We start from the raw sequence: 18,534 nt of genomic DNA, 5'->3' as shown, positions 1-18,534 counted from the left end.
ATGCCCGAGAACCAGCCCCCCGGGAGCGATCCGTTCGCGGACCTCTACAGCCGCCTCCCCGACCCGCGCACCGGTGCGCGCTCGGCCGACGGTTCCGCGGACGCCGCTCCGCCGTCTCGGCGCGCCGCTCGCGAGGCGCGACGCGCGCAGACCGGTCCCACCGACACGAACCCCGCCGCCGAAGCTCCGGCCGCGAACGGTGCCGCCACCCCGGCGCCCCGGTTCGACGCCGCCCGCCGCGCACCGGGCGAGACCGCCGGGAACGGGATGCCGGAACCGACCCGTGCTGCGGATTCCGCGCCCGCGCCGCGCGCCGCCGAGCCCGCTCCGCGCGCTGCGGAGCCGACTCCGGCGCCCCGTGCCGCCGAGCCCGCGGCACGCGCCCCCGAGCCCGCCCCGGCCCCTCGCTCTGCCGACGCCGCCGGAGTCACGGCATCCGCCCCGGCATCCTCCGGCGCCCTGCGCGACGGGGGAGAGGCTGCGCCCGGACCCCGCCGTACGGGAGCACCGTCGACCACAGCGGACGGTGCGCGTCGTCCCTCGGCGTCCGCCGACGCCCCGCGCGAAGCGGAGCCGGCGCTCGTCGGCGCCGGGGTCGGCACGGCCGGACGCACGGCACCTGCCGGCGGCGGCATCCCCTCCGGGTCGCTCGAAGACCTCTTCACCGGTCAGACCACGACCCACGAGATCGGCCAGAGCGCCCCGCGACCGCCCAAAAAGCGTCGTCGCATCGGAGGGTGGATCGCCCTCGCGGTGGTGCTCGTGCTCCTCGGCGGTCTCGCCGCGGGCGGCGCGGTCGTGTGGAACACCTACGGTGATCGCATCCAAGCATTCCTGGGCAACGGCGAGCCCCTCGACTACGAGGCGGGCCAGGCCACGGGCGAGGCCCGCATCACCATCGTCTCGGGCGACACGGGGGAGTCCGTCTCGCCGAAGCTGTTCGAGGCCGGGGTCACGAAGGCCTCGAACTCGCTCTACAAGTACATGGTCGACAACTCCGTCGCCTTCACCTTCCAGCCCGGCGTCTACAAGCTGCAGCAGCAGATGACGTCGGAGGCGGTCCTCGCCGCGCTCCGCGACCCCGCGAGCCGACTGAACTACTCCGTGCAGCTGCGCGAGGGGCTCACCCTGACGCAGTCGCTCGACGTCATCGCGGAGCAGCTCAGTCTCCCGCGCGCCGACCTCGACGCGGCCGTCGCCGATCCCTCGGTGTACGGCGTGCCGGCCTCCACGCTGGAGGGCTGGATCTTCCCGGCGACGTACGACTTCGACGAGGGCGTCACCGCGCAGCAGGTCATCGAGCGCATGGTGCAGCGCACAATCCAGTCGCTCGACGCCGCGGGAGTCCCGGAGACCGATCGCGAGCGCATCCTCATCGTCGCCTCGATCATCGAACGCGAGGCGCGCAGCAGCGAGGACTTCTACAAGGTCTCTCGGGTCATCGAGAACCGCCTGCAGCCCGACAACACCGAGACCCATGGTCTGCTGCAGATGGACTCGACCGCCCAGTACGGCGCGGGTGAGCTGGATGCCGGTTCCTCGTCGTCGTCCGAGAACGCCCTCACCAGCGACAACCCGTGGAACACCTACATCCGTCCGGGTCTGCCGATCGGCCCCATCGCCAACCCCGGCGACCTCGCGATCGATGCGGCCATGAAGCCGGTGGACGGCCCGTGGTACTACTTCACCACCGTCAACCTCGCCACGGGTGAGACGGTGTTCTCCACCACCTACGCCGACCAGCTCAAGGCCGTGGACCAGTTCCGCGCGTGGTGTCGCGACAACCCCGACGGCGGATGCTGACCGGCGGGACACGGCTGGCCGTCTGGGGCGACCCGATCGCGCACTCGCGGTCGCCCCGGCTGCACGCCGCCGCGTACGGCGTGCTCGGGCTCGACTGGGAGTACGGGCGTCGGCGCGTGGACGACGAGACGTTCGCGACCGAGATCGAGGGGCTGGATGCCGCCTGGCGCGGGTTGTCGCTGACGATGCCGCTCAAGCACGTCGCCGCGGAGCGCGCGATCAGCCTCGACGACGACGCGCGGCTGACGGGCGCCGTGAACACCTACCTGCTGACCGAGGAAGGTCCCCGGGGCTTCAACACCGACGTGGGCGGGCTCGCCCGCGCCCTCGACGAGGTCGGCGTGCGTCGACCCGAGCGCGTGCGCGTGCTCGGTGCGGGCGCGACGGCGACCTCGGCCGTCGTTTCGGCGGTGCGCGCCGGGGCGGTCGAGGTGGAGGTGCGGGCACGGCGCCCCGATGCCGCTGCCCCTCTCGCCGAGCTCGGCGCGCTCCTGGGCGTCGCGGTGCGGATCGCCGCGCTCGACGCGCCCGATCCCGTCTCGGTCGACGCGACGATCGCCGCCCTGCCCGGGGGCACCGACCTCGGCGCTCTCGCCGGGGCGTTGGCATCCACGTCCGGACCCCTCGTCGACGTCGTCTACGGCGGCTGGCCCACGCCCCTCGCGCGGGAGTGGGAGCGTGCGGGGGTGGCCGCGCACGACGGGCTCGCGATGCTGCTCCACCAGGCGCTGCTGCAGGTGCGCGTGTTCGTCGCAGGCGACCCCGCTCGGCCCCTCGTCCACGAGGACGAGGTGCTGGCCGCAATGCGCATCGCGCTCGTGGGAGACTAGACGAATGCTTCGCGTCTTCACCGCCGGCGAGTCCCACGGCCCCGAACTGATCGCCCTCATGGAGGGGATGCCGGCCGGCGTCCCCGTCTCCTCGGCCCAGATCCGCGCCGAACTGGCGCGCCGCCGACTCGGGTACGGCCGCGGGTCGCGCATGAAGTTCGAGGAAGACGAACTGACCCTGTCGACGGGCATCGTGCACGGCTTCACGATCGGCAGCCCGATCGCTCTGCGCATCGGCAACACCGAGTGGCCGAAGTGGACCGAGGTGATGAGCCCCGAGCCCGTCGAGCTCTCCGACCGCTCGCGCGGACGCGGTGCCGCGCTCACCCGCCCGCGCCCCGGGCACGCCGACCTCGTCGGCATGCAGAAGTACGGCTTCGACGAGGCCCGCCCCATCCTCGAGCGGGCCTCCGCGCGGGAGACCGCGGCTCGCGTGGCGCTGGGCGCGGTGGCCCGCTCGTTCCTGAGCGAGCTCGGCATCCGTCTGGTCAGCCACACGCTGTCGATCGGGCCCGTGCGGGTTCCCGACGACGCCGAGCTGCCCACCCCCGACGACGTCGACCGTCTCGACGCCGATCCGCTGCGGTGCTTCCACGCCGAGACGAGCGCGGCGATGGTGGCCGAGGTCGACGATGCCAAGAAGGCGGGCGACACCCTCGGCGGGATCGTCGAGGTGCTCGCCTACGGCCTGCCGCCGGGGCTCGGCTCGCACGTGCAGTGGGATCGTCGATTGGATGCCAAGCTCGCCCAGGCCCTCATGAGCATCCAGGCGATCAAGGGCGTCGAGGTCGGCGACGGCTTCCTCACCACGACCCGCCGCGGCTCGCAGGCGCACGACGAGCTCTTCGCCACCGAAGACGGCATCACCCGCTCGTCCGACCGCGCCGGTGGTACGGAGGGCGGCATGTCGACCGGCACCGTGCTGCGCGTGCGCGCCGGCATGAAGCCGATCGCGACGATTCCCAAGGCCCTGCGCACGGTCGATGTCGCCACCGGCGACACCGCCGCCGCGCACCACCAGCGCTCCGACGTGTGCGCCGTCCCCGCATCGGGCGTCGTCGCCGAGGCCATGGTCGCGGTGACCCTCGCGGACGCCGTGCTCGAGAAGTTCGGGGGCGACAACGTCGCCGAGACGCGCCGCAACCTCGAGTCGTACCTCGCCAACCTGCCCGAGACCCTGCGCACGACCGACGCGTCGGACGCCGCGCTTCTCGCGCATGACCTCGCCTGAGCAGGCGCCCTCCGGCGCTGCCGGCCCGGACGACCGCGCAGCGGTGACCGGGGCCGGATCGGCCGTGGTGCTCATCGGTCCGATGGGCGCGGGCAAGACCAGTGTCGGGCGCCGCGTCGCGCGCGCCCTGGGCACGGCCTTCACCGACACCGACAAGCTCGTCGTACGCGACCACGGGCCGATCCGCGATCTGTTCCTCGCCCACGGCGAAGCGCACTTCCGCGCCCTCGAGCGCGACGCGGTCGTCGAGGCGCTCGGCCGCGGGGGCGTCGTCGCGCTCGGCGGGGGAGCCGTGCTCGACCCCTCGACCCGGGAACGCCTCACCGCGCATCGCGTCGTGCTGCTGACGGTCGCGCCGCACGTGGTGGCATCCCGCATCCACGGCGACGAACGGCCCCTGCTCGGCGGAGAAGACCCGGCCGAGCGCTGGCGGCGCATCTACGAAGAGCGGCGCCCCGTCTACGAGGCCGCCGCCGACATCACCATCGACACGTCGTCGGGGCCCCTGTCCCGCGTCGTCGACGACATCGTGGCCTGGGCGCAGAGCGTTCCGGCCCAGGAGAGATCATGAGCGACACCACCACGATCAGCGTCGCCGGCGACCCCGGCTACGACATCACCATCGGCCGGGGCCTGCTGGCCACGCTGGGCGAGAAGCTGCCCGCCGCCGCGCAGAAGGTGCTCGTGGTGCACCCGCCCACCCTCGCCGCGCAGGCCGAGGCCCTGCGCGCGCAGCTGGTGGGCGACCGTCAGGTGCTGCTGGCCGAGATCCCCGACGCCGAGCAGGGCAAGCGCGTCGAAGTGGCGGCGTTCTGCTGGCAGGTCATGGGCCAGGCCGACTTCACGCGCACCGATGTGGTGGTCGGCTTCGGCGGGGGAGCGGTCACCGACCTCGCGGGGTTCGTCGCGGCCACCTGGCTGCGCGGTGTCGCGCTCGTGCAGGTGCCGACGACCGTGCTGGGGATGGTGGATGCCGCGGTGGGCGGCAAGACCGGCATCAACACCGCCGAGGGCAAGAACCTCGTCGGCGCCTTCTGGCCCCCGGTCGCGGTGGTGTGCGATCTCGACCTGCTCGACACGCTCTCGAAGAACGAAGCCACCGCGGGCTTCGCCGAGGTGGTGAAGGCGGGCTTCATCTGGCATCCGGAGATCCTCGACCTCATCGAGGCCGACCCCACGGGGATCGTCGACCCGAAGGGCGACGCGTTCCGTCGGTGCGTCGAGCTCGCGATCGACATGAAGGCACGCGTCGTGGGCGAAGACCTGCGCGAGGCGGGTCTTCGCGAGGTGCTGAACTACGGGCACACGCTCGGCCACGCCATCGAGCACGCCGAGCGCTACCGCTGGCGTCACGGCGCCGCGATCTCGGTGGGCATGGTGTTCGCCGCCGAGCTGTCGCGCCTCGCCGGGCGCCTGTCGGACGACGTCGCGCAGCGCCACCGCACCGTGCTCGAGTCGCTCGGCCTGCCCACGACGTACCGCGCCGGCGCTTTCCAGACGCTGAAGGCCACGATGCAGCGCGACAAGAAGAGCCGCGGCAGCATGCTGCGCTTCATCGTGCTCGACGACCTCGCCCGCCCGACCGTGCTGCAGGCGCCCGACGAGTCGCTGCTGTTCGCGGCCTACCAGGAGGTCGGTGCGTGACCCGGAGCGCCTCGTGACGGAGGGGCGGACCGGGGGCGCGACCGTGCGGCGCGTGCGCGCCGGGGAAGGCGCCCGGGTGCGCGAGCTGCGTCTGCGCGCCGTGAGCGACCCCGCGGCATCCATCGCCTTCCTCACCACGTACGAGCAGGAGCTCGAGCGCGATCAGGCGTTCTGGGACGAACGCGCGGCGGGCGGCGCCGACGGAGACTCCGCGGCGATGTTCATCGCGGAGCACGGTGAGGAGTGGATCGGCACGTGCACCGTGCTCGTGCGGCGCGCGGGTGACCTCGACCACACCGGACGGCGGTCGACGAGCGACCGCGCCGACGTCGTCGGCGTCTACGTCGACCCGGCGCACCGCGGACGTGGAGCGATCGACGCGCTTCTCGACGCCGCAGCGCTCTGGTGCGCCGCTCGGGGCTTCGAGACGCTCTCGCTCGACGTCCACGTCGACAACGTCCGGGCGCAGGCGGTGTACCGGCGCGCCGGCTTCGTGGCGACGGGGGAGACCTTCACGGGGCCCATCGGCGCCGAGCGCGCGATGAGCCGCTCGCTGCGCGCGCTCTGACGCCGTTTCGACCCGGCGGCCCACCCTCACCCCGGGTGGACGAGCACGACGGCGGAGCGATTCGCCGACGCGCCGACTCCGGATGCCGCAGCGGAGCGTGTCGCGCGGGTCTCCCGCCGTCGTGCCCGGACCGGCGGGATGCGCCGGGCGGCTGGGCAGGAGCGGATGCCGGCGAGCACGACGGCGGGGCGCGTTCCCGACACGCCGGCCCCGGACGGGACGACACGGCGTGTCCCGCGAGATCCCTGCCGATGTGCACGGACCCATCCGCCGCCGCGCGACGACGCGCGGGAGCCCCGCCTTCCGGAGAAGACGGGGCTCGCGGACGCCGGTCAGACCGAGACGGGCACCCGGCGCTCGGCGGCGAGGCCGAGCTGGTCGGTGGGGACGTCCTTCGTCTCGCGAGCGGTCAGCGCGCTCACCGAGGCGATGACGGCGATCACGGCGGTGAAGACGCTGATCACGACCCATCCGCCGGCCGCGCCGCCGCCGAGGGCCGCGACGATGCTCGGGGCGAATCCGGCCATGAGGAAGCCGAGCTGGGTGCCGATCGCCATGCCCGAGAAGCGGACGCGGGTGCTGAACATCTCGCCGTAGAACGAGGGCCACACGGCGTTCGCGGCGGCGTATCCGCACGAGAAGGTGAGGATGGCGAGGCCGAAGGTGACGAGGTCGTTCCCGGCGCCCATCGACAGCATGTAGAACGGCATGAAGGCCGCCGACGACAGCGCACCGTAGATGAAGACGGGCTTGCGGCCGATGCGGTCCGCGAGCTTGCCGAACAGCGGCTGGGTGAAGAGCGCGACGACGTTCGCGACCACGACGAGCCACAGGGTGACGCTCGCGGCGAGGCCCTGCTCCTTGCCGTAGGCGATCGCGAGCGTGCCGAACACGGTCGAGACCGCGGCGATGAACGCGCAGCAGATCACGCGCAGCACGTCGCGCCAGTGGTTCTTCAGCAGCGGAAGCAACGGCATCCGGGCGATCTGTCCGGTGGCCTTCGCCTGCTCGAACTCGGGCGTCTCGTGCAGGCTCCGGCGGATGAAGAACGCCACGACGACGACCACGGCGCTGAGCCAGAACGGCACGCGCCATCCCCACGAGAACTTGATCTCATCGGGTAGGGCGACGACGGGGATGAAGATCAGGGCGGCGAGGATCTGACCGCCCTGCGTTCCGGTCAGGGTCCACGAGGTGAAGAACGAACGACGTCCGTCGGGGGCGTGCTCGAGCGTGAGCGACGAGGCTCCGGCCTGCTCGCCCGCGGCCGACAGGCCCTGGGCGAGACGGCACAGCACGAGGAGGGCGGGAGCGAACCAGCCGATCTGCGCGAAGCCGGGGAGGCAGCCGATGATGAACGTCGACAGACCCATCAGCACCAGCGTGAACATCAGCACCTTCTGGCGTCCGATGCGGTCGCCGAAGTGGCCGAGGATGACGGCGCCGACGGGACGGGCGATGTAGGCGAAACCGAAGGTGGCGAACGACATCACCAGGGCCGCCTGATCGCCCGACGGGAAGAAGACCGTCGGGAAGATGAGGGCCGCGGCAGAGCCGAACAGGAAGAAGTCGTAGTACTCCACGGCGCTGCCCATGAAGCTGGCGGTGGCCGCCTTCACGGGAGTCTTCCGCGTCGTTGCGGGGGTGGTCATGGACGAGTGCTCCTTTTAGCGGGCGAGAGCCGGGTCGACGGGTCGGTCGAGGGCTCCGTCGGATGTGACGAGGTCGAGGAAATGGGCGGTCATGCGGTCGGGATCGGGTCGCGTCCCGGTGATGAGGGCGAACGCATCGACGGCCTGGTGGACCGCCATGCGTCCGCCGCTGAGGGTGCGGCAGCCGCGCTCGCGCGCGGCGACGAGGAGTTCGGTGTCGAGGGGGCGGTAGACGATGTCGGCGACCCACAGCTCGGGGCGCAGCAGGCCGGCGTCGAGGGGGAGCCCGGGGTGCTCCGCCATGCCGACCGGCGTGCAGTGCACGAGGCCGTCGGCCGTCGCGAGCACGGTGGCGAGATCGGCCGGCGCTGCGGTGTCGACGAGGGCGAGCGGATGCCGTGTCGCCAAGTCGTCGGCCAACGCCCGGGCGCGAGCGGCGTCGAGGTCGACGATGCTCAGGCGGGCGGTGCCGAGGCGCAGCAGCGCGTCGGCGACGGCGGAGCCCGCCCCGCCCGCGCCGAGCTGGACCACGTGCCGGGTCTCGGCATCCGGGAGTCCGTCGGTGAAGGCCGCGGCGAAACCGGTGGTGTCGGTGTTGTGGCCCACGCGCCCGGTCGGGGTGAACAGCACCGTGTTGACCGCTCCGAGAGCGGCGGCGACGGGGTCGATGCGATCGAGGTGGGCCAGGACGCTCTGCTTGCAGGGGTGGGTGACGTTGACGGCGTCGTATCCGAGGCGTTCGGCCCACGCGAGCACCTCGCCGATGCGGGCGGGGTCGATGCCGAGCGCGGTGAGGTCGAGCGGACGGTAGACGTAGGTGAGACCGAGGGCGCGGGCTTCGGCCATGTGCATCGGCGGCGTCAGCGAGGGGAGCACACCCGTGCCGATGAGGCCCACGAGGTAGGGGTGCGAGTCGTTCACGGTACTCCTTCGTTTCCGCGACACCGGTCAATGTACTAACCGGTACGTTCAGAGGAAACCACGCTCGCCTGTCCATGTCAACGACGGATCCCGGGTGTCGCGCCACCACGGCCGCACTCGCGCAACGCGGCGTCGGCCCGCCCCGCGCGCGGGACGTTCCCACCCATCGAGTGTCCAGGACACGCCGCACGCGAGAGTCCCCAGCCGGCGTGTCTCGGACACTCGACGGATGCCGGGGCCACGGCGCGGACGGGCGCGCGAGCGCGGATGACGCAGCCCGACCCGACGCGCCGGGGCCGGCCGCAGGGGGTCAGCGCGCGGGCGCCGTGAGCCAGCCGACGACCACGTCGCCGATCATCGCGCGGAGGTGCGACCGGCGGTCGGGGGAGGCGAGGTCGACGTCGAACAGGTGGCCGAACGTGTACTGGTTGGCGACCTGGAACACGCAGTACGAGCTGATCACGAGGTGCACGTCGATGGCATCCACGTCGGCGCGGAAGATCCCGGCCGCACGCCCGCGCTCCAGGATCTCGTCGAGCAGCCCCTTCGCGGGCTGGGACTGGGTGCGCAGCCCCTCGATCTGCCGGATGAACGCCCCGCGGTGGATGTTCTCGATCGCGACGAGGCGGATGAACGCATCGTGACCCACGTGATGGTCGAAGGTCAGCTCGGCGAGGGCGCGGATGGCGTCCACGGGATCGGCGTGATCGACGTCGATCGCGCGCTCGGCCTCGCGGATGCCGCGGTAGGCCTCTTCGAGCACGGCCCGGTAGAGGCCCTCTTTGCCGCCGAAGTAGTAATAGATCATCCGCTTGGTCGTGCGCGTGCGCGCGGCGATCTCGTCGACCCGGGCGCCCGAGAACCCGTCTTCGGCGAAGACCTCGGTGGCCACCGCCAGCAGTTCGGAACGCGTGCGTTCGGCGTCTCGACGTGCATCGGCCATGGGCCCAACCTACTGGACGCGCGGGGTGGACCCGCTTTGTACTAACTGGTACATTCAGCCGCCATGAAGACCTCGATGGCGACCGTCTGCATCAGCGGCACCCTGGCCGACAAGCTCCACGCGTGCGCCGAGGCGGGATTCGACGGCGTCGAGATCTTCGAACCCGACCTGCTCGCCGCTCCCGAGAGCCCCGAGGAGATCGCCGCCCTGGCCGCTCGCCTCGGACTCACCCTCGACCTCTACCAGCCGATGCGCGACGTCGAAGGCGTCGACGAGGACGCCTTCCGAGCGGTCCTCCGGCGCGCCGAGGCGAAGTTCCGTCTGATGAACCGGCTCGGCATCGACCTCGTGCTCTGCTGCAGCAACGTCGCCACGGCCACGGTCGACGACGACGCGGTGAGCGCCGACCAGCTGCGGCGCCTCGGAGACCTGGCCGCGGGCTACGGCATCCGGATCGCGTTCGAAGCCCTCGCCTGGGGACGCTTCATCGACGACTACCGTCGCGCGTGGCGCGTCGTCGAGCTCGCCGACCACCCGGCGGTGGGGGTGTGCCTCGACTCGTTCCACATCCTCTCGCGCCGACACGATCCCGCCGCGATCGCCGACATCCCGGGCGAGAAGATCTTCTTCGTCCAGCTCGCCGACGCCCCGCGCCTCAGCATGGACGTGCTGTCGTGGAGCCGGCACCACCGTCTCTTCCCCGGCGAGGGCGACTTCGACCTCGCCGACTTCACGGCGCGGATCGTGGATGCCGGGTACTCCGGCCCGTGGTCGCTCGAGGTCTTCAACGACACCTTCCGCCAGACCGATGCCCGGCGCACCGCCCGTCACGCGCGGCGCTCGCTGCGCTGGCTCGAGGATGCGGTCTCGCGAACGCTCACCGACGCTCCGGGCGGTCTGCAGATGCTCCCCGACTCCGCCGCGCCGTCGGCGGTCGACTTCGTCGAGATCAAGGCCGAGGACACCTCCGCGGTCGAGGAGCTGCTCGGGCAGCTCGGCTTCACCCCGCGGGGTCGGCACCGCACCAAGCCGGTGACGCTGTGGACGGCCGGTCGCGCGCGCGTCGTGCTCAACGAGCAGCACGCCCGGGGGTGGGAGCCGCGCCTGGCCGCGATCGGACTGGAGGTCGACGACGCCGAGGCCGTGGACCTGCGCATGCTCGAGCTGCACGTGCCGCGCGCCTACCGCCGCACGTACGCGACCGAGGAGCGCCTCGACGGTGCCGTGGCCCCCGACGGCACCGAGGTGTACTGGGCGCAGGCCGCCGACGAGGGAGAACCCGGCTGGGTGGCCGAGTTCGAGCACGGCGGACCCGAGGCCCCCACCGCGATCGAGGGCGTCGATCATGTCAGCCTGTCGCAGCCGTGGCAGGCGATCGAGGAGGCCACGCTGTTCTATACGGCGGGCTTCGCCCTCCGCGTCGACAGCAGCACCGAGGTCCCCGGCCCCCAGGGACTCGTCGCGAGCCGCGTGCTCGGCTCGCCCGGCGGAGAGGTGCGGCTGCCGCTGAACGTCGCGCCCCCGATCCTGGCGGGGGAGAGGGCCGCGCTGCCCCAGCACGTCGCCTTCCGCTGCGCCGACGTCCGCGCGCTCGCCCGCGCCGCCCGGGAACGGGGTTTCGTGCCGCTGGCGATGCCCGGCAACTACTACGACGACATCGCGGCCCGCTTCGACCTGCCGACCGAGGCCGTCGCCGAGCTGCGCGAGCTGCACCTCGGATACGACCAGGATGCCGCGGGCACCTACCTTCACTTCTACACGCGCACGATCGGCGAGGTGTTCCTCGAGTTCGTCGAGCGCGGGGGCTCGTACGCCGGGTACGGCGCGGGCACGGCGCCCGTGCGCCTCAGCGCGCAGGGGCGCCGCTGATAGCGTGCCGGACATGATCACGCCCCGCCGACTGCTGCTCGTCAACGGCCCCAACCTGAACCTGCTCGGCACCCGCCAGCCCGAGATCTACGGCCGCGACACGCTCGCCGACGTCGAGCGGGTCACGACCGCGGCCGCCGAGCGCCACGGCCTCGAGGTCCGGGCCATCCAGAGCAACCACGAGGGCGTCCTCATCGACGCGATCCACGCCGCACGGCTCGACTGCGCGGGCATCGTCATCAACGCCGGGGGGCTCACGCACACCTCGGTCGCGCTGCGCGACGCCCTGGCATCCGTCGACCTCCCGGTCGCCGAGGTGCACATCTCGAACATCAAGGAGCGCGAGGCGTTCCGGCACTTCTCGTACATCGAAGAGGTCGCGGCGGTGCACGTGATCGGCGAGGGCGTGCCGGGGTACGCGCGCGCCGTCGACCTGCTCGTGGAGGTCGTCTCGGGCCGCGCCGACGGCTGAGGGTGCGGATCACGTAGACTCTGACGTCGGGCTCTCGCCCACTTCGACTCACGAAACGGAATATCGGCACTCATGGCATCCACCGCAGACATCAAGAACGGCGTCGTCCTGAACATCGACGGTCAGCTCTGGAGCGTCGTGGAGTTCCAGCACGTCAAGCCCGGCAAGGGCGGGGCGTTCGTCCGCACCAAGCTCAAGAACGTCATGAGCGGCAAGGTCGTCGACCGCACGTTCAACGCCGGCGCCAAGGTCGACCTCGAGAACGTCGACCGTCGCGACTTCACCTACCTCTACAACGACGGCGAGGGCTTCGTCTTCATGGACGTCGCCGACTACGACCAGATCACCGTGGGCGCGGCGACCGTCGGCGACGCGGCGAACTTCCTGCTCGAGAACCAGCAGGTGCAGATCGCGCTGAACAACGGCAACCCGCTCTACATCGAGCTCCCGCCGTCGGTCATCCTCGAGGTCACCTACACCGAGCCGGGCCTGCAGGGCGACCGCTCGTCGGCCGGCACCAAGCCCGCCACCGTCGAGACCGGCTACGAGATGCAGGTTCCGCTGTTCCTCGAGACCGGCACCAAGATCAAGGTCGACACTCGCACCGGCGAGTACCTCGGCCGTATCAGCTGACGTCTCGATCCCGACAGAATGAGTGCTCGTACCAAGGCGCGCAAGCGCGCCCTCGACATCCTGTTCCAGGCCGACGTGCGCGGTGAGGAACTGCCCGTCATGCTCGCCACCGAAGCCAAGCGTGCGGCCTCCGAGCCCGACCGTCAGGCCTCGTGGCTGTACGCCCGCGACATCGTCGACGGCGTGATCGACAACCGCGACGCGATCGACGAGCAGATCACCACCTTCGCCAAGGACTGGTCGCTGCAGCGCATGCCCGCCGTCGACCGCGCGCTCCTGCGCATCGGCACGTGGGAGATCCTCTACAACGACGAGGTGCCCACGGCCGTCGCGATCGATGAGGCCGTCGAGTTGGCGAAGGAGTTCTCCACCGACGACTCCGGTTCGTTCGTGCACGGCGTGCTGGCGCGGATCGCGCGCTCGTCCTGATCACGCCGCCCGACGTGCTCCGACGCGGCCCCGACAGAGCGTCGGCGGTCGCGTCGCGGCGTTTCCGGGGACCGCGGCGGTCCGCAGCGCGCCGGGCGATGTCGGGGGTCGGGGAGAGGATCATTCCGTGAGTTCGTGGCGCGACCTGCTGCCCGGGGCGGAGCGTGCGTCGTTCGATGCGCTCGCCCTGGGCGTCGAGCTGCGCCAGCGCGAGGCCTACGACCCGGCGCGCTGGGAAGCGCGAGCCGTCGTGGCGGTGACGCCCCGCCTGCTCGCCCGGCGGCAGGACGACCTGCAGCTCGTCGCCCGCCCCCTCGTGCGCGGTGCCCGCGAGACGTGGATCCGAGCGGATGCCACCTGGGATGCCGTGCGCCGGTCCTCCGGACGCTTCGACCCGGCCCACGTCCGGTGGTTCGCCGAGCTGCACGCCCTCGCTCAGGCGCTGCGCACGACCGGACCGTTCGCCGCCTCGGGCGACACGGTGGCCCTCGATGCCGTCGACTCCCCGCTGCTGTGGTCGCATCTGGCCGCGGCGGGGGAGTTCGGCATCCCGATCGTCGCGATGCACCCGCAGCAGAGCGTGCGACTGGCCGGTTCCGCCGAGGCGCGCGTGGCCATCGACGCGGTGGGCGGGGGAGGGCTGCGCCTGACCGCCCGCGTTTCGGTCGACGGCGAGTCCGTGCCGGCCGCGCACGCGCGCGCGATCGGTTCATCGGGGCTGTTCGCCTTCGCGCTCGAGCGCGATCCGGTGCCGATCGTGCTGGCGCCCGTCGCCCTGCCGGCGCCCCTGCCCGCCCTGGTGGGCACCGACGGTGTCGACATCCCGCGCGCGGAGGCGGAGGAGTTCCTCACGGAGGCCTACCCGCGTCTGGCGCGCCGGGCACCGCTGGCGGTGGGCGCCGGGGTCCCCGCGCCACCCGCCGCGCGGCCGACGCTGGAGGTCGCGGTGACCTATACCGACGACGAGGTCTCGTACCGCCTCGACTGGGTGTACCCGGGGTCCCTCCGCTTCGCGTACGACAGCGAGCACCCCGGCACTGGTCCCGCCCGCGCGGCCAGCGGTGAGGGCTCCGGTGCCACGGTCGCCCCCGAGTCGGTCGCCCTCGACGCGGTGGATGCCGGAACGAGCGGCTCCGAGCGCGACCCGCGCGCCGAAGCCCGGATCGGCGAGCGTTTCGAGACCGCCTGGATGACGGCATCCGATCTGCCCATCGCCGCCCGCGCGCGCCTGCACGACGCCGATGCGGCCGCGTTCACCACGCGCGTGCTCCCCGCCGTCGACGTGGTGGACGAGGTGCGGGTGCGCACGAGCGGCGCCGTTCCGGCCTTCCGCGAGCTGCGCGGCGATCCGACGCTGCGCGTCACGGCCGTCGAATCCGTCGACCGCGACTGGTTCGACCTGGGCATCGTGGTCACGATCGACGGGCGGACGATCCCGTTCGGCACGCTGTTCTCGGCGCTGTCGCGGGGACGCACGCGCATCAAGCTGTCCGACGGGGCGTGGTTCTCGCTCGCGCATCCCTCGCTGCAGCGCCTGCGCGACCTGCTCGAGGAGGCCGCGGCACTCGACGAGTGGGAGACCGGTCCTCGCCTTCCGCGGACGCACCTCGCGCTGTGGTCCGAGTTCGAAGACCTCGCCGATCAGTCCGAGGCCGCCGTCGAGTGGCGCGGTCTCGCGCGGGCACTGCGCGAGGTCGACGAGGTACCCGCCGTGCCGACGCCGCCGGGCTTCCTCGCGGCGCTGCGGCCCTATCAGCGCGACGGGCTCTCGTGGCTCGCGCTCCTGCACGGGCACCGGCTCGGCGGCATCCTGGCCGACGACATGGGACTCGGCAAGACGCTGCAACTGCTCGCCCTGATCGCGCACACCCGCGCGCTCGGCGACCGGCGCCCGTGGCTGGTCGTCGCACCGACCTCGGTGCTGCCCACGTGGCGCGACGAGGCGGCGCGCTTCGCCCCGGGGCTCCGCGTGCGCGTGATCGAAGCCACGGCGGTGCGCCGCGAGCACACCGTCGCCGCCCTCGCGGGTGATGCCGATGTGGTGGTGGCCTCCTACGGCGTCGTCCGGGCGGATGCCGCCGAGTTCGCCGTCCCGCACTGGTCGGGCGTCGTGCTCGACGAGGCGCAGTTCGTGAAGAACCCCGCGACGCGGATCCACCGCGCGATCGGGGCCCTGTCCACCGACGCCGTCTTCGCCGCGACGGGGACGCCGATCGAGAACGGCCTCGACGATCTGTGGGCGCTGCTGGCGCTGACCGCGCCCGGGCTCTTCCCCTCGATCCGGCAGTTCCGCGAGGACTACACCCGCGCCATCGAGCAGCTGCCGACCGACCAGCCCACGGCACTCTCCGCCGCCGCGGCGAGCGCGCATCGTGAGAAGACGCTGGATCGCCTCCGTCGCCGGGTGCGGCCGTTCCTCCTGCGGCGCACCAAAGACGTCGTGGCCGCCGATCTTCCCCCCAAGCAGGAGCAGGAGATCGTGGTGCCGCTGGGCCCGGCGCATCAGCAGGTCTACGACCGGGTGCTGCAGCGCGAGCGGCAGAAGGTGCTCGGGCTGCTCGACGACCTCGATCGTCAGCGCTTCATCGTGTTCCGGTCGCTCACGCTGCTGCGGATGCTCGCGCTGGCCCCGGGCCTGGTCGACGAGCGCGATGCGCATCTGGGCTCGGCGAAGCTCGACGTGCTCCTCGAGCGCCTGGTCGAGGTCGCCGCCGAGGGGCACCGCGCGCTGGTGTTCAGCCAGTTCACCTCGTTCCTCGATCTCGCAGCGGAGCGTCTGGATGCCGCCGGCCTGAGCTACGCGCATCTCGACGGGAGCACCGCGCGGCGGGGCGAGGTGGTCGAGGGATTCCGCGAGGGCGATGCCCCGGTGTTCCTCATCAGCCTGAAGGCGGGCGGATTCGGCCTGACGCTCGTGGAGGCCGAGTACGTGTTCCTGCTCGACCCGTGGTGGAACCCTGCGGCGGAGAACCAGGCGATCGACCGTGCGCACCGCATCGGGCAGACCGAGAGCGTGTTCGTCTATCGGCTGATCGCCGCCGGCACGGTCGAGGAGAAGGTGCGTGCGCTGCAACAGCGCAAGGCCGCGCTGTTCGACGCGGTGATCGACGACGGCGAGGCGTTCGCCGCATCGCTCGACGCCGACGACATCCGGGGTCTGCTGGGGCCGTGACGCGCGCGGCGGCGCCCTCGTCGGCTGCGCGATCAGCCCAGCTCGCCCGTCACGAACTGAGCACGGCCGTGACCGAACGACCAATCGGCGTCGCCGTTCTCGGTGACGCTGACGACGAGGTCGCTCCCGGCGAGTCCGATCCGCTCGTGCAGCTTCTGCGCGAGCAGGCTATACAGCGCGACCTTGGCGTCGTCGGTGCGCTGCTTCGACGACAGGCGCACGATCACGAGCCGCTCCGAACGCTCGATGCCGAGTCCGGTGTCCAACGCCACCAGCTCGAAGGGCTCGTGCTGCGTGAGGATCTGGTAGCGGTCGGCGGCGGGAACTCCGAACGCCTCGACGACGGCATCCTGCACGGCGTCCAGCATCGTGCGCAGCTCGGTCTCGTCGTAGCGTCCGCGGATCGTGTCGATCATCACCAGGGGCATGGGGGTCCTTTCGTGGGGCTCTGCACGCTACCTCCGGTGAGTGTGGGTGCGGACGGCTTGACGCGGACACCCCCGCCCCTCTCAGGCCTCTTCCCGGAGCCCCGCGTAGACTCGACGGGTTCGCCAACGACACAGGAGCGGCATGAAGATCACCGGCCTCGGCCACGCGGGAATGTTCATCGAGACGCGCGGCGGCAGCATCATCTGCGACCCCGTCCTCGGTCCGAGCTTCTTTGGCTCGTGGTTCCCGTTCCCCGACAATCGCGCTCTCGATTGGGAGCGGTTCGGCGCGGCGGACTTCCTCTACATCTCGCACCGCCATCGCGATCACTTCGATCCGGCGCTGCTGGAGCGCTACGTGCCGAAGGACATCAAGGTTCTCCTGCCCGAGTACCCGACCGACGACCTCGAGCAGGACCTCCTCGCCCTCGGCTACACGAACATCGTGCGCACCGAAGCGGGCGTGCCCCTGCAGTTCGGCGACCTGAAGCTCATGGTGACGCCGCTGCGCGCCCCGTCGGATGGGCCCATCGGCGACTCTTCGCTGTCACTCGACGACGGCACGGCATCCATCCTCAACCAGAACGACTCGCACCCCCTCGACCTGGAGAAGCTGTTCGACTTCGGCAAGCCCGACGCCTACTTCACCCAGGTGTCGGGCGCGATCTGGTGGCCGATGGTCTACGACCTGCCCCAGGACGCCAAGCAGAACTTCGCCCAGCTCAAGCGCGACGCGCAGAACAAGCGCGCCATGTACTACATCGAGAAGGTGGATGCCGAGCACGTCTTCCCCATGGCGGGCCCGCCGATGTTCCTGCGCGAGGAGCTGTTCCGCTACAACGGCACGGGCCTGGAGAACGACTCGATCTTCACCGACCAGCGCGAGTTCCTCGCGCACATGAAGGAGCAGCGCCCCGACCAGAAGGGCTACCTGTTCCTCCCGGGCACCGAGGTCGAGGTGCAGGGTGCGGACGTCACCGTCACCCAGACGCTGTACACCGATGCCGAGATCGAGCGCGTGTTCGGCGGCAAGTGGAACTACCTCGCCGAGCAGCGCGACAGCCGTCAGGCCGAGATCACGGCCGAGGAGGCGACGCGTGCCGAGGTCATCCCGCCCGCCGAGATGCTCGCCGCGTTGAAGGAGTGGTGGGAGCCGCTGCTGCGTCGCGCCCGCACGATCCGCAACGGCGTCGGTGGCGTGGTGCGGTTCCGCATCGGCGAGCTCGACATGGTCGTGGACTTCCCCAAGGCCAAGCTGCGCGAATACGCGGGGGAGGAGTGCATCTACTGGTACACGATCCCCGCCGACCTCGTGTCGACCAACATCCGCGACCACGAGATCGACTGGTCGAACTCGATCTTCCTGTCGATGCAGTTCGAGGTGGGGCGTTCGGGCAAGTTCAACGAGTTCCTCACGACGTTCCTCAAGTGCCTCTCGCGCGACCGCATCGAGTACGTCGAGAACTGGTACGCCGAGCAGAGCGATCAGACCGAGGATGCCGAGATCGGCGACTGGACCGTGCAGCGTCGCTGCCCGCACCTGCGCGCCGACCTGACGAAGACCGGCAAGATCGAGGACGGCGTGCTGACCTGTTCGCTGCACGACTGGAAGTGGGACCTGGAGACCGGTCGCTGCCTGACGACGACCGGTCACCCGATCCGCTCGTCGCGCGTGCGCACCACGCCGAGTGGCGAACGCGCCGCCGCCGAGGTCGCCGCGGGCTGATCCTCGCCGGGGCTCCATCACGTCGCGGTGTGGGTCGCCGACGTTTCCGTGGCGGACGCCGAGTGGGGATGGCTGCTCCATGCGGTCGGCTTCGAGCGGACCGAACAGGGGGCCGACGGGGGTACGTGGAGTGCCGTTGACGGCCCGTACCTGACGTTGACGACGTCTCCGAGCCTGTCGCGGCTCGACCACCGGCGCACGCTCTTTGCGCGC

16 protein-coding genes are annotated in these 18,534 nt (G+C 71.6%); 12 read left to right on the top strand and 4 right to left on the bottom strand.

Going from position 1 to position 18,534, the window contains the following annotated elements; genetic code table 11:
• Genes mltG through RWH44_RS09405 form a run of 6 tightly spaced genes read left to right on the top strand, consistent with a single transcriptional unit; the run spans position 1 to position 6,076 of the window.
• Positions 1 to 1,803, top strand: a complete 1,803-nt coding sequence (mltG, locus tag RWH44_RS09430; RefSeq protein ID WP_316004386.1) for an endolytic transglycosylase MltG — start codon at positions 1 to 3, stop codon at positions 1,801 to 1,803.
• Positions 1,797 to 2,633, top strand: a complete 837-nt coding sequence (locus RWH44_RS09425) for a shikimate dehydrogenase (protein WP_316004385.1) — start codon at positions 1,797 to 1,799, stop codon at positions 2,631 to 2,633. The genes mltG and RWH44_RS09425 overlap by 7 nt, the downstream gene beginning before the upstream one ends.
• A gap of 4 nt (positions 2,634 to 2,637) precedes the next feature.
• On the top strand, positions 2,638 to 3,864 hold the full coding sequence (gene aroC / locus RWH44_RS09420; protein ID WP_298872906.1) for a chorismate synthase: 1,227 nt from the start codon (positions 2,638 to 2,640) through the stop codon (positions 3,862 to 3,864).
• Positions 3,851 to 4,435, top strand: a complete 585-nt coding sequence (locus RWH44_RS09415) for a shikimate kinase (protein ID WP_437127282.1) — start codon at positions 3,851 to 3,853, stop codon at positions 4,433 to 4,435. Before aroC ends, RWH44_RS09415 begins: the two co-directional genes overlap by 14 nt.
• Positions 4,432 to 5,508: a 3-dehydroquinate synthase gene (aroB, locus tag RWH44_RS09410; RefSeq protein ID WP_316004384.1), complete on the top strand. Its 1,077-nt coding sequence runs from the start codon at positions 4,432 to 4,434 to the stop codon at positions 5,506 to 5,508. The genes RWH44_RS09415 and aroB overlap by 4 nt, the downstream gene beginning before the upstream one ends.
• Positions 5,509 to 5,560: 52 nt before the next feature.
• Positions 5,561 to 6,076 (top strand): GNAT family N-acetyltransferase, encoded by a 516-nt coding sequence (locus RWH44_RS09405; RefSeq protein WP_316004383.1) that lies wholly within the window; start codon positions 5,561 to 5,563, stop codon positions 6,074 to 6,076.
• Between the two features lie 332 nt (positions 6,077 to 6,408).
• Here the strand turns inward: RWH44_RS09405 and RWH44_RS09400 are convergent, their stop codons facing one another.
• The 3 genes from RWH44_RS09400 to RWH44_RS09390 form a co-directional block, all read right to left on the bottom strand.
• Positions 6,409 to 7,728 carry an MFS transporter gene (locus RWH44_RS09400; RefSeq protein WP_298872912.1) on the bottom strand — a complete coding sequence of 440 codons (1,320 nt, stop codon included), beginning with the start codon at positions 7,726 to 7,728 and terminating at the stop codon, positions 6,409 to 6,411.
• Positions 7,729 to 7,743: 15 nt separating this feature from the next.
• Positions 7,744 to 8,649, bottom strand: coding sequence for a shikimate dehydrogenase (locus RWH44_RS09395; protein WP_316004382.1), 906 nt, complete (start codon positions 8,647 to 8,649; stop codon positions 7,744 to 7,746).
• Between the two features lie 310 nt (positions 8,650 to 8,959).
• On the bottom strand, positions 8,960 to 9,592 hold the full coding sequence (locus tag RWH44_RS09390) for a TetR/AcrR family transcriptional regulator (RefSeq protein WP_316004381.1): 633 nt from the start codon (positions 9,590 to 9,592) through the stop codon (positions 8,960 to 8,962).
• Positions 9,593 to 9,655: 63 nt separating this feature from the next.
• Between RWH44_RS09390 and RWH44_RS09385 the strand changes: the two genes are divergently transcribed.
• From RWH44_RS09385 to RWH44_RS09365, 5 genes are all read left to right on the top strand, one after another.
• Positions 9,656 to 11,461: a sugar phosphate isomerase/epimerase and 4-hydroxyphenylpyruvate domain-containing protein gene (locus RWH44_RS09385; RefSeq protein ID WP_316004380.1), complete on the top strand. Its 1,806-nt coding sequence runs from the start codon at positions 9,656 to 9,658 to the stop codon at positions 11,459 to 11,461.
• A gap of 13 nt (positions 11,462 to 11,474) precedes the next feature.
• Positions 11,475 to 11,933: a type II 3-dehydroquinate dehydratase gene (locus RWH44_RS09380; protein WP_316004379.1), complete on the top strand. Its 459-nt coding sequence runs from the start codon at positions 11,475 to 11,477 to the stop codon at positions 11,931 to 11,933.
• 72 nt (positions 11,934 to 12,005) lie between these two features.
• The gene (efp, locus tag RWH44_RS09375) at positions 12,006 to 12,566 is read left to right on the top strand and encodes an elongation factor P (RefSeq protein ID WP_076675522.1); all 561 of its coding nucleotides are present in this window, start codon (positions 12,006 to 12,008) and stop codon (positions 12,564 to 12,566) included.
• Positions 12,567 to 12,584: 18 nt separating this feature from the next.
• Positions 12,585 to 12,995: a transcription antitermination factor NusB gene (gene nusB, locus RWH44_RS09370; RefSeq protein WP_298872920.1), complete on the top strand. Its 411-nt coding sequence runs from the start codon at positions 12,585 to 12,587 to the stop codon at positions 12,993 to 12,995.
• Positions 12,996 to 13,122: 127 nt separating this feature from the next.
• A complete protein-coding gene (locus RWH44_RS09365; RefSeq protein WP_316004378.1) occupies positions 13,123 to 16,167 on the top strand; it encodes an SNF2-related protein in 3,045 nt (1,014 codons plus the stop codon).
• Between the two features lie 32 nt (positions 16,168 to 16,199).
• Here the strand turns inward: RWH44_RS09365 and RWH44_RS09360 are convergent, their stop codons facing one another.
• Positions 16,200 to 16,595 carry a tautomerase family protein gene (locus tag RWH44_RS09360; RefSeq protein ID WP_316004377.1) on the bottom strand — a complete coding sequence of 132 codons (396 nt, stop codon included), beginning with the start codon at positions 16,593 to 16,595 and terminating at the stop codon, positions 16,200 to 16,202.
• Positions 16,596 to 16,737: 142 nt separating this feature from the next.
• On the opposite strand from RWH44_RS09360, the gene RWH44_RS09355 reads away from it, so the two are divergent.
• Complete coding sequence (locus RWH44_RS09355) at positions 16,738 to 18,321, top strand: Rieske 2Fe-2S domain-containing protein (RefSeq protein WP_316004376.1); 1,584 nt, start codon at positions 16,738 to 16,740, stop codon at positions 18,319 to 18,321.
• Positions 18,322 to 18,534: the final 213 nt, after the last annotated feature.

Origin of the sequence: Microbacterium phycohabitans (assembly GCF_032464935.1) — a bacterium.
Taxonomy (GTDB): Bacteria; Actinomycetota; Actinomycetes; order Actinomycetales; family Microbacteriaceae; genus Microbacterium; species Microbacterium phycohabitans.
This window is presented reverse-complemented; position numbering and strand designations above follow the sequence as displayed.

Bases quoted from the DNA above. Each gene is read 5' to 3' on its own strand.
- mltG (WP_316004386.1), top strand. From the start codon at position 1: ATGCCCGAGAACCAGCCCCCCGGGAGCGATCCGTTCGCGGACCTCTAC.
- RWH44_RS09425 (WP_316004385.1), top strand. From the start codon at position 1,797: ATGCTGACCGGCGGGACACGGCTGGCCGTCTGGGGCGACCCGATCGCG.
- aroC (WP_298872906.1), top strand. From the start codon at position 2,638: ATGCTTCGCGTCTTCACCGCCGGCGAGTCCCACGGCCCCGAACTGATC.
- RWH44_RS09415 (WP_437127282.1), top strand. From the start codon at position 3,851: ATGACCTCGCCTGAGCAGGCGCCCTCCGGCGCTGCCGGCCCGGACGAC.
- aroB (WP_316004384.1), top strand. From the start codon at position 4,432: ATGAGCGACACCACCACGATCAGCGTCGCCGGCGACCCCGGCTACGAC.
- RWH44_RS09400 (WP_298872912.1), bottom strand. From the start codon at position 7,728: ATGACCACCCCCGCAACGACGCGGAAGACTCCCGTGAAGGCGGCCACC.
- RWH44_RS09390 (WP_316004381.1), bottom strand. From the start codon at position 9,592: ATGGCCGATGCACGTCGAGACGCCGAACGCACGCGTTCCGAACTGCTG.
- RWH44_RS09385 (WP_316004380.1), top strand. From the start codon at position 9,656: ATGAAGACCTCGATGGCGACCGTCTGCATCAGCGGCACCCTGGCCGAC.
- RWH44_RS09380 (WP_316004379.1), top strand. From the start codon at position 11,475: ATGATCACGCCCCGCCGACTGCTGCTCGTCAACGGCCCCAACCTGAAC.
- efp (WP_076675522.1), top strand. From the start codon at position 12,006: ATGGCATCCACCGCAGACATCAAGAACGGCGTCGTCCTGAACATCGAC.
- nusB (WP_298872920.1), top strand. From the start codon at position 12,585: ATGAGTGCTCGTACCAAGGCGCGCAAGCGCGCCCTCGACATCCTGTTC.
- RWH44_RS09360 (WP_316004377.1), bottom strand. From the start codon at position 16,595: ATGCCCCTGGTGATGATCGACACGATCCGCGGACGCTACGACGAGACC.
- RWH44_RS09355 (WP_316004376.1), top strand. From the start codon at position 16,738: ATGAAGATCACCGGCCTCGGCCACGCGGGAATGTTCATCGAGACGCGC.